General features: G+C 41.3%; 16 protein-coding genes. All 16 read right to left on the bottom strand.

The features are described 5' to 3' along the window. Window positions 1-84 precede the first annotated feature (84 nt). Window positions 85-894: a glutamate racemase gene (gene racE, locus KAI36_RS08900; RefSeq protein WP_276572467.1), complete on the bottom strand. Its 810-nt coding sequence runs from the start codon at window positions 892-894 to the stop codon at window positions 85-87. A 208-nt stretch (window positions 895-1,102) separates the two neighbouring features. Further along, window positions 1,103-1,426 carry a YtxH domain-containing protein gene (locus KAI36_RS08895; protein ID WP_025722988.1) on the bottom strand — a complete coding sequence of 108 codons (324 nt, stop codon included), beginning with the start codon at window positions 1,424-1,426 and terminating at the stop codon, window positions 1,103-1,105. Between the two features lie 96 nt (window positions 1,427-1,522). Beyond that, window positions 1,523-2,170, bottom strand: coding sequence for a helix-turn-helix transcriptional regulator (locus KAI36_RS08890; protein ID WP_025722989.1), 648 nt, complete (start codon window positions 2,168-2,170; stop codon window positions 1,523-1,525). Between the two features lie 8 nt (window positions 2,171-2,178). Then, window positions 2,179-2,619 carry a DUF86 domain-containing protein gene (locus tag KAI36_RS08885; protein WP_104495896.1) on the bottom strand — a complete coding sequence of 147 codons (441 nt, stop codon included), beginning with the start codon at window positions 2,617-2,619 and terminating at the stop codon, window positions 2,179-2,181. A 24-nt stretch (window positions 2,620-2,643) separates the two neighbouring features. Next, the gene (locus KAI36_RS08880) at window positions 2,644-2,931 is read right to left on the bottom strand and encodes a Dabb family protein (RefSeq protein ID WP_220027535.1); all 288 of its coding nucleotides are present in this window, start codon (window positions 2,929-2,931) and stop codon (window positions 2,644-2,646) included. Between the two features lie 80 nt (window positions 2,932-3,011). Then, window positions 3,012-3,437, bottom strand: a complete 426-nt coding sequence (locus KAI36_RS08875) for a phage holin family protein (protein ID WP_076292550.1) — start codon at window positions 3,435-3,437, stop codon at window positions 3,012-3,014. A gap of 206 nt (window positions 3,438-3,643) precedes the next feature. After that, window positions 3,644-4,780 carry a polysaccharide deacetylase family protein gene (locus KAI36_RS08870; RefSeq protein ID WP_220027534.1) on the bottom strand — a complete coding sequence of 379 codons (1,137 nt, stop codon included), beginning with the start codon at window positions 4,778-4,780 and terminating at the stop codon, window positions 3,644-3,646. 979 nt (window positions 4,781-5,759) lie between these two features. Continuing rightward, window positions 5,760-5,960, bottom strand: a complete 201-nt coding sequence (locus KAI36_RS27690) for an IS3 family transposase (RefSeq protein ID WP_220027533.1) — start codon at window positions 5,958-5,960, stop codon at window positions 5,760-5,762. Window positions 5,961-5,970: 10 nt separating this feature from the next. Beyond that, window positions 5,971-6,195 (bottom strand): transposase, encoded by a 225-nt coding sequence (locus KAI36_RS27685; RefSeq protein ID WP_481856520.1) that lies wholly within the window; start codon window positions 6,193-6,195, stop codon window positions 5,971-5,973. 305 nt (window positions 6,196-6,500) lie between these two features. Further along, on the bottom strand, window positions 6,501-6,818 hold the full coding sequence (locus KAI36_RS08855; protein WP_258382272.1) for a helix-turn-helix domain-containing protein: 318 nt from the start codon (window positions 6,816-6,818) through the stop codon (window positions 6,501-6,503). Window positions 6,819-7,286: 468 nt separating this feature from the next. Continuing rightward, entirely contained in the window at window positions 7,287-7,985 is a 699-nt protein-coding gene (locus tag KAI36_RS08850; RefSeq protein WP_103048039.1) for an SDR family oxidoreductase, read from the bottom strand. Between the two features lie 261 nt (window positions 7,986-8,246). Continuing rightward, complete coding sequence (locus tag KAI36_RS08845) at window positions 8,247-8,819, bottom strand: TetR/AcrR family transcriptional regulator (RefSeq protein ID WP_103048040.1); 573 nt, start codon at window positions 8,817-8,819, stop codon at window positions 8,247-8,249. 130 nt (window positions 8,820-8,949) lie between these two features. After that, window positions 8,950-9,972, bottom strand: a complete 1,023-nt coding sequence (locus KAI36_RS08840) for an NADP-dependent oxidoreductase (protein WP_220027532.1) — start codon at window positions 9,970-9,972, stop codon at window positions 8,950-8,952. A gap of 10 nt (window positions 9,973-9,982) precedes the next feature. Next, window positions 9,983-10,996: an NADP-dependent oxidoreductase gene (locus tag KAI36_RS08835; RefSeq protein ID WP_220027531.1), complete on the bottom strand. Its 1,014-nt coding sequence runs from the start codon at window positions 10,994-10,996 to the stop codon at window positions 9,983-9,985. A gap of 379 nt (window positions 10,997-11,375) precedes the next feature. Beyond that, on the bottom strand, window positions 11,376-12,458 hold the full coding sequence (locus KAI36_RS08830; RefSeq protein WP_103048042.1) for an alkene reductase: 1,083 nt from the start codon (window positions 12,456-12,458) through the stop codon (window positions 11,376-11,378). 56 nt (window positions 12,459-12,514) lie between these two features. Continuing rightward, window positions 12,515-13,267: an SDR family NAD(P)-dependent oxidoreductase gene (locus KAI36_RS08825; protein ID WP_103048043.1), complete on the bottom strand. Its 753-nt coding sequence runs from the start codon at window positions 13,265-13,267 to the stop codon at window positions 12,515-12,517. Window positions 13,268-13,300: the final 33 nt, after the last annotated feature.

Here is a 13,300-nt window from a genome sequence, read left to right as displayed (position 1 = left end):
ATGCAGACGCGGCGTGTCTTGATGTAGCGAAAAGCAAAACAACCGACTTCTTTTGTCCAATGACAAAAAAAGTCGGCTGTCTCGTTAATCCAAATTGGTGACTTGCCAGACGACAGGCGTTTGGCGAATTTGCTCCCCGAGCCACTGTGCGGCAATGCGCTGGAACAATTCAGGATCGCCGGAACAAAAAAGCTGATGTACCGGCGTTTCGTCCCCAGCTTCCAACTTGCCTTTGTTATACAAAATAGTACTCGTCTCACGCGCCGTTTCATCTGCCGAGCTAATGAGCTTTACTGCAGGCCCCATGACTTCTTGAATCGTTTCCTTCAAAAAAGGATAATGCGTACAACCAAGAATCAGACAATCAATCGGATACGTTTGAATAGGTCTCAATGTCTCCTCCACAACCTGCGATGTCATCTTGGAGCGGAATAACCCTTGTTCCACCAATGGAACAAGCGCAGGACAAGCATGGCTCACCACGTCTACATAAGGAGACAATTGCTTGAGCGCAGCTGTATACGCTCCGCTTCGAATCGTACCGACAGTCCCAATCACCCCGACATGCCCGGTAGCAGTCGCGCTAATCGCAGCACGAGCCCCGGGGTGGATGACTCCGATCACCGGAATGGATACCTTTTGGCTTATATAGTCCAATGCCGCGGCAGTAGCCGTGTTACAAGCAATAATAATGACTTTCGGATCAAATTGAATCAGAAAATCAACCATTTGCTCTGTAAATTTTTTAACCTCTTCCGATGGTCGGGGGCCATACGGAGTGCGCGCAGTGTCTCCAAAATAAATGATTTTTTCCCGTGGAAGCTGACGCATGACTTCTTTTACAACCGTCAAACCTCCTACACCGGAATCCAATATTGCAATCGCTTGCTGCACGTACACACCGCTTCCTTTTTTGTTCAAATATGAGTTGTTTCATCTCGGAAAGCTATCCGTTGCTACATACCTTATGTCGTATTCGTGTAAAAGGTACCCCAAAAGATTACCCTAAAACGAGGAAGTGATCAATAAAAAGGCTCCACCCCAACGGGAGAAGCCACGAATTCAAACTGTATTCAGTGTTTCACCTACGTTTTACAGACCGTTACAGAGCATCTTTTTCCGTTTCTTCTTGAACAGTCGCTGATGAAATACTAACCTCAGGAATAATTTCACCCTTTTTACGCCATTGCCCAATTTCATGAATGACGGCTGAGGCAGTCTCCTTAATTTTGTCAGTATACTCAATTGAGGTGTCTGAAATTTTCCCCGCTAGCTCCTGTCCCTTATCACTTACGTTGCGCGCCTGATCTGTAATATTCTGACGCAGCTCACGACCTGACTTAGGGGCAAATAACAAAGCAGCAACCGAACCAACAATGCTGCCTGCCAACGCGCCTCGGATAAAACTTTTGCAGTTCTCCTTCATCATCATCTCTCCCTTGTGCCCGGGCGAATGCCCATCTGTTAGTGCATTATAAGCATGGAGAGCTTGTCATGATACAGGAAACAAGCCTGAAAAGTTTTACTTTTTTTTAGAGCGGATACGATACAGGCAACAACGGCCCCCATCCGCCAAACAATCCTCACGAACAACCTCGGCATCAAGCAGCTCCTCAAACATTTGCTGCTCGCATTCACAAGCCTTGCGGTAACGGCCTGCAATTTGAGAGATAGGACAATTGTATTCCACAATAGAGTAGCTACCATCCTCTTCCTCGCGCCACTCTGCCATATATCCGGAAGCATTCTGGATGCCCGAAAGCTTTTCCACACGTGAGGCCAGTGTAGTCTTCCCCTCCATGTGAGGGGCGTAGCGCTTCATCATTTTACGTTTTCTACCATCAAACAGCGAGTAAACAGCTTCCATTCCCTGCTCTTCGTCCAGCTCCTCTAACAGTTCCAGTAACAGATGATCATAATTACGAGGAAACTGCTCGCTTCCCTGCTCGCTCAGGCTGTATAAAAACGTCGGGCGTCCCATAGCCTGTCTCACGATCGTAGCCACGATCAGACCATCCTGCTCCATCAATTTGAGATGCCTGCGCACTCCCATTTCGGTAATGCCCAATTGAGCTGCCAAGCTTCCGACGCCCACAGGTCCCTGGGTTTTTAATAATGTCATGATCATGCGCCTAGTGGGCATTTCGGGTACGATATACTTATCCGTCACTTTTGCCTTTACACTCCCTCGGGCTGGGGACCCAATTCCTTATTTAAATAATCATGCACGTTAGATGCAAAAAGCTCCAGCAACCCAGGCAGCTTTAGTGTAAGCGGGTGAAGGCTTGTCCGGTCCCAATGGAAGTACTCCTGTACTAGGGGTTTACGTAAGCCTACCAGCTCTACTAGCGAATGAAATACGGTATCATCCAGTACACCTTCCTCATGAATGATACCGATAATATCCTCATAGCTACTAGCGTCACGCATAATAAATCCGTCGATGATATAGCTTCCTACGTCCGTTACCGTCTCAATTGCCAGATGAAGACAGCGCTCCTGCACTAGCCCCTGCAACAGATCGCCGTTCCAGGCAGCAGAAGTCTGGCGAAGTCCGGCGACAATGTCGGGAACAGCCCCTAGTCGAAGCTCAATTTGTTCCCGGTTGACATAATACAAGGTCCTGCACCTCCAGTAATCGCTTTAGATTTCATAATCAACTGCGATAGATACATCCTTCACTTCATTCATGTGTACAATAATTTCCTGGTGCACAGGGTGTACCTGATACGTTTGCAAATCCTCCAGTGTTTCGACAACAGCGGTAAGGGAAATATCATAAGAACGTTCCGAACGAATCACATCCGCACCTACTTCGAGTGACAGCAGCTCTTTGATTTTGCCGTTCATGCTGCGCAAGATGGATGCTGTGTGCTCAATGCTTTCGGGGGAGCGGTCTTTCAATTTGAACAAAACAATATGTTTAATCATGCGTATAGGCTCCTTATCTTAAAATGTTCTCTTGAAAATTTTATCATAACGCCCCACATACGGAAAGAAACTTTGTAATTCTAGTGATCTTTTCCGCCATTTTTACCATCAGACTCCTTGTCCTTTAATAGGGCAAAAAAATTCTTGAGCTTCGGTGGGAGCGGCAGACCCATTCGTGAACAGTTTTCCGTAATAGAGATTAATTCATTGGATAAATAAAAATACGTCGCTGCCCCTTTCATGATTTCGGTACCCATCAGGAGATCCACGTGATGCGCCAAAGAAATTACCATTAGCATTAGAGCCTTTCTCGCCAGCCCCCAAAAGCCGGCTTTACTGCTTAAACCTTGCCCAGTCTTAATTGCTGCGGCGACTCCAGTCACATAATCAACAGCCATTGCAACCGTGAATAGCACCATTAGCTGATTCCAGCCGCCAAAGGCAAACGTAATAAGGGCTCCTGCGGTAGCACAAATCATACTAAACATACTCGGATTAATATTCATACCTCTCCTCCTCTCGGGGCGGTTACTGTAATATATGCAGCGACGTGGTAACCCGTAAAGTCATATGACCTGTGCATAGACATGAATTCATAGATTCATATAAAGAATGCTGCAAACTTCACAATTCCGAGCGAATACAACAAAAAGACACCTTCAAAACCACTATATAATGGTTGAAAAGGTGTCTTTTCTTTCATGCTATTCAATTAACGATGATCATTCCAAAAATTAAGCGGAGTCAGGTTATCATTCAACGGCTCGAACGAATATCCTTCTTTCTGCAAAGCGGCCATGATTTGTGGAAGAACCTTGATCGTAGATGGCTTATCATGCATAAGAACGACTGGTGTTCTGCCTTGCTTTTTCAATCTTCTAATATCACTTAGGACAGTCTGTACAAAATGCTCTGGATTTTTAGTATAACGCCAATCATTGGAATCGATATTCCAGTCCCAAATATGATAGCCTGCACCCGTCAGTTGATCGCGGTATGCTTTCTTCAAATATGGTTTGCTGCCATAAGGTGTACGAATCAAAGAAGTGCGTTTCCCTGTGGCCTGAAATAAAATCTCGTTATCCTGATTCATCTCTGCGAGTGCTGCTGCCGGGGATGCATAGATTTTCTTCACCTGATGCGTCATCCCATGCAAGCCCAAACCGTGACCCGCCTCTACCATTCTTTTCATCACTGCGCTATGTTGACGAATCTCAGGTCCCAGCATAAAGAAAGTAGCCTTCGCATTATATTTGTCCAAAATATCCAGCAGCTGCGAAGTATGCGCCGTAGGACCGTCATCGAAGCTCAAATAAATCGTACGGCTGGATGATGAGGCAGTTCCCTTGTTGCCTGTATTGCTGGATTTGCCCGGTTTGACAGCTGCGTACTGTTTAATTTGTGTCGCGAATGTATTTAAAAATTGTGCATCAGACAAACTAGCATTTGCGTTCTGAATTCGATACAGATTACTTGTTGGAAGCGTAATAGTGAACCCGAACGCATCGGTCAAAGTGCGAATTGGCACCATTGTACGATCTCCACGCTCGAACACATCCCCCTTGTTCAAATCCAGCGTAAAGCTGCGATTATGTCCAGTCAGTACCAATGTATTTCCGTTGGCCGAAGTAGAAATCCCCATCTTTTGCCCTAATGTAACGATAGGAACATACAACTTATCATTTTTCATTACAGGCTGAATGGTATTCGAATCTAGCAACACATCATTGACTCCAAGCAAAGGAGCCTTCGCTTGTGCACTCGCCGTATTCGTATGTATACCTAGCAACCCCAAACAACAGATTGCCATCAAGCATACAGCCATCCATTTTACTTTTAAAAGCTTCATTCATTACACCATCCTGTGCTGTATTTTATAATGTGCGGGAGCTATCTCTAGCTTGTCTATGAAGTTATACAGACATGACGATATGGACATGGCAATATAGACATTCACTCAACATATAGAACATAAACGCATCTGAACCGACTGAACCGGACGTCTTTTCGTTCCCCCTATATATATTAATAGATTACCAGACTATAGTAGGTAAATATAGTAAAACAATTTGAAAACAATCTCGCAACCCCCCTGCCAGAGAAGGTTACAAAGTTGTGAATAAATTGGCCGGAGTTAAGAAGAGTACAAGCGATTAGTAGATTCTTTTGATGGAAGTAGAACCTACCAGAAGAAAATGAAGGTAAGGATCGCCTCATTAATAAACCTGCACTTTGCGGAATCATAACCATCTGGCTCGCAAGTATTGAAGTTCTGTGGTGCTGTTTCATAGCTCCCGAGTAACGGAAATGGATTTTATGCCTTCTCCTGTAAAGAAGCTATATCCCCCAAATGTCATAGTTATGTTACTAGATTTATAGAATTATACGGGGACGCAAAAAAAATCACCATAAGGAATTTCAAGTGCTTTATAATTTTGTTTTAAGTTACTCGTGTAGTCGTCCTTTGCAGCTTTGATAATGACATAATATACACGCGTTGAAAACTGATTATTGCTAAACAAGCGAGAATTAGTCTCGTTTGTGGTCTAATAAAGCCCCTTCTCGAAAAAAGGAATTTTTCATCTTCCTTATTATTTGGCTTCAGGAAAATTATCCTTGATTGGTGGGGTAGAGTCCCAGCTTATCAGTTTAATATGGTACTTATCAAGTAATTCATTTGAATTGGAAAATTGAGTGTTAATAGTCCTTCCATCTTTTTTAATGATAATGCCTTCTTGTTCAATAAATATAGAGTCAGCAACGGTTTGCTGATACTCGTCGGTGCTATCCAAACATTTTTGAAAACTAATTGTCCATTATAACCATAGCTAACATTTTGAATAAAAATGCCCCCTGTATTCGTAGCTGTTCCTTTGGTCAAGACCCCATTTTATAGACACTGAAAAAGACCCTAGGCTATAAGCTGCTTCCGAATACTCTCTTGGAGGCAGCTTATTTAACTTTCGTTGTGGTCGACTTTGATTGTAAAATCGAATATATTCTTCTATTCTCCTTTGTGCCTCGTCCATATTTCGGATATCATATGGATAGGAGCCCTTCCGTTTTGAGATGCGAGAAGAAGCTCTCCATCGAGGCATTATCATAACAATTGCCTCGGCGAGACATGCTGATCCGGGCGCCAACCTTTGGCAACATGTCATGGTACGCATGGGACGTGTACTGGAATCCCTGGTCGCTGTGAACGATGAGGCCAGTCACGTCTTTTTGCTGTTTCCAGGCTTGTCGAAACGTCTGTAAAACCAGTTCGTTATCATTTCTATGGCTCGACTGGTACGCGATAATTTCTTATTGAACAAGTCTTTAATCGCAGACAAATATAACCAGCAATCCCCCACACGATATTGCGTGATATCTGTGACCCATTTTTGATTAGGTTTGTCCACCTTGAAATCCTGTTTTAGCAGATTTTTCGCCACACGACCTTCCGTAGAAGAAGCATAGTTGCAGCGATGCTTCCGGCGAATTTGTGAGCGGATTCCCAAGACCTGCGACTTTGAAAAGCGTACATAGTTTGCTAATGGGATAGTCTTTCGCAGCTTTCTCAATGGTTACATATTTGTGCGCTTCATCTCCTGTATCCAGATTTCCAAACACTTTTTTAGCATGTCATTTTCCCGTTTCAACTTCTGTACATACCTATCCTGATCAATGTACTCCTTACGTCGCCCTCGCTGGTCCATTAGCCCGAATTCACCAAGTTCCTTGTATTTGCGCATCCATTCTTTTAATCGATGTCGATCTGCGATCCCAAACTTCTCCATCAGTCTACGATACGTCCAACCTTCTTCGATATGGAGTCGTATAGCCTCTATCTTGGTTTCAAACGTATACTCACTCCTTAAACTTTGTTCTTTTTTTCCTGGCATAAAAAATGCACCCCCTAGATTTCATCGGATAAACCAGGGGTTTATTCCAATGTCTATTCTAAGGGGTGCACTTCAGTTTCTCCAGGTGGCTTTTTAATTTTAGTAATACTTTCTTTCTTAACTTGGTAGCCGCTTGTCTAGTACTCCCCAGAGATTCTGCAATTTCCTAATCTGTCTGGTCCTGCATAAATTTAAGATAAAGTACCTTTCTTTCGGATGGTCTCAATGTTTTAATAGCTTCTGAGAGAATAATTAAATCTTCTATCGGTAATTGGCTATCTGCAGAGAAGTTATGTTTAGTATTGGGCTCACCTTTCACTTTCTCAAGCGGTCTTACATGGAAAGCAACCCGATGTAACTTCTTGAAATAGTCTCTACTAACATGCTGCAAACATAGCTTAATGTAAACACTGAAACCTTTTTCAACTGCTTTGTTAGTCAAAAGTTTAGAACCCATTACAGCGTGTTTTAGGTGAGCTGTGGGTATATTGCAGCAACACCGCCTGCAAGACCACTTTGTACAGTGCGGCTTACATCGTCGGCAATAATTTCAAAGCTATCTGACTCTAAACCATCAATAGCAATTTTGGCAATATCCGCAGGATTGGATTTAGGAGCTTCAACGCCTGCCGTCATATCTGTGTCCATAAATCCCACATGAAGACTAGCGACTCTCACTTTTTGGGGATACAGATTTAAGCGCAATACGTTTGTCAGTCCCCACTCTGCCGCTTTTGCAGCCGTATAAGCGCCTTCCCTTCCCATACTAACCCAAGATAACACTGAAAGAATATTCAGAATTGAACCTCCACCATTTTTTGCTATAATAGGTGCGAAAGCACGGACCATAGATAATGTACCAAAGACATGTGTATTAAACTCCAAGTGTATTTTATCTAGTTCTCCGTCAAGTAAAGAAGTGTCGGTAGACGTGCCTGCATTATTGATCAGAAGCGTAACATCCTTTGCTGCTAGAATAGCTGCTGATACCTCCTGAGGGTTCGTAATATCAAGTTTTACAGGTATTACTCCGGGAATGTCAACTGAATCAGGATTTCTAGCCCCCGCATAAACCTTAGCCCCTCTGGAGAGAAGTTCAAGTACAAGTTGGCGACCAAGACCTCTATTCGCACCAGTAACAAAAGCGACTTGTTCAGAAATATTCATTTTTTTACTCCTTTAGTTTTTTTGAGCAGAACATCTTACTTTTTCGAACTATTCATAATGCCATACATGCAGCTAACGAAGTTATCTAATATAGAATGTTCATTCTATTATTTCCATATAATTACTTGAGATTATCTTTAATAAAGTCGAGCTTCCTTCATTCATCACATAATTTGAATTTTATTCACTTCTCGCGCAGAGATCGTTCTTAAAGTACCACTGACCTACCCAATTCAGATCAGGGGCTTTAAGATTCGTTTTTTAATCTAAAATACTTAGTGTTGTATTAATAATACCCGATAACTTCTCTTGATTGGTTGCTGTTTTGACCATTGTACGTAATCCTAGCCAAGCATTCATAAAGTAATGGGAAAGGACCTCAGGGTCAAGTTTAGCTGCGATCTCACCTGTTTGCTGACCAATAAGAATAAGTTCGTATAATAATTTTTCAGTTTTTGTATAGCTATCTTCAACAAAAGAAGATACCTCTTGATCTAACATGCCTAGTTCCACACCAGAATTCACGAGGAAACACCCTTGAGGATCTCCTTCTTTCTCTAAAGTGGTCTGCAAAAAATATTGTAATAATTGTTTAACCGGCTCTTGCTTCTCAACCAATAGCCTCATTTTGTTATTTTGAATAGCTTCATATCTTTTAAGTGCACTCATAAATAAAGCATGCTTATCACCAAAAGTATCATAGATGCTTCTTCTATGAATCCCCATATATTCAACCAATTCTTGCATCGAAGTTTTTTCATAACCTTGCACCCAAAAAAGATGTATTGCTTTATCCAATACTTCATTTACCTCAAATTCTTTATGTCTTGCCATAATCATCACCTCGTGCATTCATTATACATTGAAGTGAGCATTCAGAAAACTTATAGGTATAACGTGAAATACCTACTCTTGGGATATCTGAGTCATGGATAACATTTGACAATAAAATTAATAAGCTTTGTCAAATATTTGTTGTTTCTACCTCCTTGGTAGTTAGAATAATTTTCCCTTTTGCAGTTCCTTGTGCGATTTTTGCAATAGCTTCATTCACTTGTGAAAATGGAAATGTCGAATCAATTATTGGTTTCACACCTGTTTCATCGATCCATTGAGTAATATTTTTTAATTGAATGCCATTGGGCTGAACATATAAGAAATCATATGTTTTATGCTGAAGATACGCCGCTATGTCAAATGGCATTCCAATCGCACTAAAAATAATTTTCTGTATCGTTGAAAATCCACCTTGTCGAGCTGCAAAACCTGCATTGGGCCCAGCAATCAATGATAACAATTTCCCACCAGATTTTAATATACTTAATTCTTTCCTGAACTCGCTTGCACCTCGGGTGTCAATCACGTAATCGAAATCTTTCAGTAGCTTAACATAATCTTGCCTTTGATAATCAATAAAATGGTCTGCACCAATAGATGATGCTACATGGCGAGACGATTCATCACCACTGACAGCTACGAAAAGTTTTTTTGATTTTGCATACGGAATGGCAATTTGTCCGAAGCCCCCCGTTCCACCGGGAATGAACAGCTTCGAGCCAGCTTTCACCTTCAGTACATTCAATGCCTGCACAACCGTCAAAGCTGATAATGGAACTGCTGCGGCTTCTTCAAAAGAAAGATTTCCGGGCATTTTCGCAACAATACTTGCATCAGCAACAACGTATTCTGCAAAAGCTCCCATTGTATTCAGGGGCAGTAGCGCATATACTCTGTCACCCGTTATTAAATTTCTAACCTCTTGACCCACCGCTTCAATTACACCTGAAACATCAATGCCTAGGGTTAATGGAAACTTATATTGGTCAAATACACGCACCTTTCCATTAATCGCTAGTTTGAGATGTGGATCAACACCTGCAGCATACATTTTTATTAGTACTTGATGTTTGTCTATTCTGGAGATGGGTATATCATTGATGTGAGCCTCCAGCTTTTTCGAGTAACCGTTTATTTGGACTGCTTTCATCGTGTTCTCCTTAGAAATTTATAATCACCTTCCCCTTCAGACGTCCATTTGCGACTAATTCTAACGCTTCATTTATTTCGCTAATAGTAAACTGTTTTGGATGCAGCGGTGGAACAATATTATTTTTTTCAATAATTTTGGTAATTTCTTTTAACTGTGCGCCGTCAGAACGAACGAAGATAAAACGATATTCCACATTTTTCTTTTTGGCCTTGTTATCATATTTTGCTCCAACAACAGAAAATAGCTTTTGTTTCCACCATGGAAAATGATGATCTTCTGCAAAACGTCTATTTGGTCCCGTTTTCAGAGAGAGCAGTCTTCCCCCTGGTTTAATAATTTTCAATTCATTGTCGAATTCCTTGGCTCCCAAGGTATCTATCACATAATCAATATTTGACAACAAATCAACATAGTTTTCCTTAGTGTAATCTAAATATTGGTCTGCACCAATTTCTAAAGTACGTTCGCGTGCTTGTGAGTTACCACTAACAATAACCTTTAGCCCCATATCCTTTGCAATCGGGACAGCCATTTGACCAAAACTACCCGATCCACCTGGGATAAATACAGACTTTCCAGACTGTGCCTCAAGTTCTTCATGCAAGCCTTGATACGCCGTAAGCCCAGTCAATGCTGCTGCAGCGGCTTCTGCATAGGACAAATTTTTAGGCATAGGCGCAATTGCATCAGCATCAATCGCAGCATATTCCGCAAAAGCACCAATTTTATTTAGTGGTAGTCGTGTGTACACTTCATCACCTATATAAAATCCTTTTACATTTCTACCTACTTTTTCAACAATCCCTGCCAATTCATTACCAAGTGTCAGCGGGAATTTATAATCTTGAATCAGTTTCACGCTACCTGTAATAACTAACATTTCGAGCGGGTTAACGGCGGCAGATTTGACCTTTACCAAAACTTCGTTGTCAGCAATTTCTGGAATAGGAATATCATTGACTTGAGCATGGATTTTTTTTGAATATTTAGTAATTTGAGCTGCTTTCATAAGTGTTTTCATTGTTAATTGACATCCTTCCTTTTGTTTCCTTATAGAGGTGCAGATGGATCAAAGCACAAAAAGCAATGCTTGATAAAAGATATTTCCATAATTAATCAGTTAATATTTGTATGTGCACAACTAATTTTAATGAAGCAAATATCAGGTTCTAGAATGACCTGGAGTAGTTCCTTAAAGCAGCAAATACTTATTGGCATAGAACAATTTACTTGTCAAGCACTGATCTTTATGCTGATCCAAGAGGCTGTATCCAAATAGGATTTCTCTAAAAAATTGTTCTTTAAGTCGTTTTTTTCATAGATAAATTTATGGCGTACAATTTTTCAGTTGTACGCCATTTTGAGCATTTCAATAATTGTCAATTTTATTTTAAATCCAGTTACTTACTTTCCTTGTGCTCTAATTCTTTCAAGGTAGGATAATCCGTGTACCCCTTGCTTCCGCCGCCATAAAATGTTGCAGAATCTGCTTCATTTAATGGAGCGCCTGTTTTAAGTCGCTCTACGAAATCCGGATTAGCTAATGACCATACTCCAACAGGTGCTAAATCAGCAAGGCCGCTGTCAATATCAACACTGATATTGTCTATTGTCCGCCCAGCCCGATTGACTAATAGCGGATTAGTCCATAAAGAACGAATGTCTTGGAGCAATTCATCATTTCCAAGGTGCATGACGTGAAGATATGCTAAATTCAATTTAGCTAATTCTTTCGTCAAGTAACGGTAAAGCTCTGGCCCTTGTTCACCATCTTGAATTCCGCCAAGAGGCGTCCCTGGAGAAATGCGGAAGCCAGTTCTCTCTGGGCCAATCTCATCAACGACAGCTTTGGCTACTTCAATCGCAAAGCGAGCGCGATTTTCTATAGAACCACCATACTCATCAGTCCGCGTGTTTGAATTTTCTCCAATAAATTGGTTAATTAAATATCCGTTTGCTCCATGAATTTCAACACCGTCTGCACCTGCTGCAATAGCTGCAGCCGCGGCTTTTCGATAATCTTGAATGGTTGTTTGAATTTCTTCTTTACTTAGTTCACGTGGTACCGGGATCTCCTGCATACCTGTAGCTGTAAACGTTTCTATCCCCGGAGCAATTGCAGATGGCGCGACAGGTTGTCGATGGTGCGGTGTATTGTCAGGGTGTGACACACGACCAGCATGCATTAACTGGATATAGATGTATCCGCCTGCTTCATGTACGGCACTGGTCACCTTTTTCCATCCTTCAATATGCTTTTCTGTATAGATTCCAGGTGTCATTAAGTATCCTTGACCATCGTCTGATGGTTGTGCGCCTTCCGTAATTAGAAGTCCCAAGGAGGCACGTTGAGCATAATAAAGTGCAGCCAACTCTCCAGGTGTACCATCTTCTTGTGCTCTACTGCGTGTCATTGGCGCCATCGCTAGTCGATGAGGCAATTCCATGTTTCCAATTTTTGTTTTACTCCATAATTTTTCCATTTTATTCCTCCTATTTAAGTGAGATTAATTGAGTTTGCACAGATTTACAACTAGATTTAAAATTCTGAAATTACTGGATAAATTTGTCCTCTTAAATTGAAAGTATAATTTTGATCTACAATTCCTACCACTTCGTTGCTATCATACAGCTCCACCATGAAACCAGCCATTTGCTTAGAAGTATGATATTTAGGCATGTTTGCTTTAAAATCAAAAGCTTCAGCATCTATTGATTTTTGTGCAAATTCTGACTCCGTAATAGCTGGTGCTAGAATTTTCGCCTTTAATTTTGCACCTTTTAGTTCCAATTCTTTAGCAAGCCCTTCAGTAAAGGCACTAACATAATATTTGGATGCAGAGTATGTGACACTGCCTACAGCGATAGCATATCCAAGTGCTGAAGATACGTTAATCAACTGAGCGCCTTCTACATCAGCATAGTCTCTAACATAGAGCGTAGAAAGAATAGTCAAGGATTCAATGTTCACTCTCAGCATATTCTCTACTTTTTCCAATTTTTGATCAGCAACAAAGGCTCCTTCTCCAAGCCCTGCGTTATTAATCCATGTTTCAATTTGATATCTCTTCAAATCCTTATATAAATTGTATGCCTGATCAGTAACCGAGAGATCACTTGTAACAACAACAACATCAAGATCTGAATTTATCTCCTTAACCTTTGATTTAAGTTCTTCTAACTTATCTAATCTTCTGGCAACAATGATCAAGTTTTTTCCCCGAGCAGCAAACGCCAACGCAGTCTCATAACCAATTCCTGAACTTGCTCCTGTAATTACTGTATACTTCATGCAATTCTCTCCTTTTAATTGAACGACCGTTAG

Origin of the sequence: Paenibacillus sp. S02, from assembly GCF_019454065.1 — a bacterium.
GTDB classification, from domain to species: Bacteria; Bacillota; Bacilli; order Paenibacillales; family Paenibacillaceae; genus Paenibacillus; species Paenibacillus polymyxa_B.
The sequence above is the reverse complement of the archived record's forward strand: the minus strand, read 5'-3'. Positions and strand labels throughout refer to the sequence as shown.

What these genes read in the sequence shown, in the direction of transcription:
- KAI36_RS08895 (WP_025722988.1), bottom strand. Translation starts at nt 1,426, where the DNA reads ATGAAGGAGAACTGCAAAAGTTTTATCCGAGGCGCGTTGGCAGGCAGC.
- KAI36_RS08880 (WP_220027535.1), bottom strand. Translation starts at nt 2,931, where the DNA reads ATGATTAAACATATTGTTTTGTTCAAATTGAAAGACCGCTCCCCCGAA.
- KAI36_RS08875 (WP_076292550.1), bottom strand. Translation starts at nt 3,437, where the DNA reads ATGAATATTAATCCGAGTATGTTTAGTATGATTTGTGCTACCGCAGGA.
- KAI36_RS08870 (WP_220027534.1), bottom strand. Translation starts at nt 4,780, where the DNA reads ATGAAGCTTTTAAAAGTAAAATGGATGGCTGTATGCTTGATGGCAATC.
- KAI36_RS27690 (WP_220027533.1), bottom strand. Translation starts at nt 5,960, where the DNA reads ATGGACGAGGCACAAAGGAGAATAGAAGAATATATTCGATTTTACAAT.
- KAI36_RS08855 (WP_258382272.1), bottom strand. Translation starts at nt 6,818, where the DNA reads ATGCCAGGAAAAAAAGAACAAAGTTTAAGGAGTGAGTATACGTTTGAA.
- KAI36_RS08850 (WP_103048039.1), bottom strand. Translation starts at nt 7,985, where the DNA reads ATGAATATTTCTGAACAAGTCGCTTTTGTTACTGGTGCGAATAGAGGT.
- KAI36_RS08845 (WP_103048040.1), bottom strand. Translation starts at nt 8,819, where the DNA reads ATGGCAAGACATAAAGAATTTGAGGTAAATGAAGTATTGGATAAAGCA.
- KAI36_RS08840 (WP_220027532.1), bottom strand. Translation starts at nt 9,972, where the DNA reads ATGAAAGCAGTCCAAATAAACGGTTACTCGAAAAAGCTGGAGGCTCAC.
- KAI36_RS08835 (WP_220027531.1), bottom strand. Translation starts at nt 10,996, where the DNA reads ATGAAAACACTTATGAAAGCAGCTCAAATTACTAAATATTCAAAAAAA.
- KAI36_RS08830 (WP_103048042.1), bottom strand. Translation starts at nt 12,458, where the DNA reads ATGGAAAAATTATGGAGTAAAACAAAAATTGGAAACATGGAATTGCCT.
- KAI36_RS08825 (WP_103048043.1), bottom strand. Translation starts at nt 13,267, where the DNA reads ATGAAGTATACAGTAATTACAGGAGCAAGTTCAGGAATTGGTTATGAG.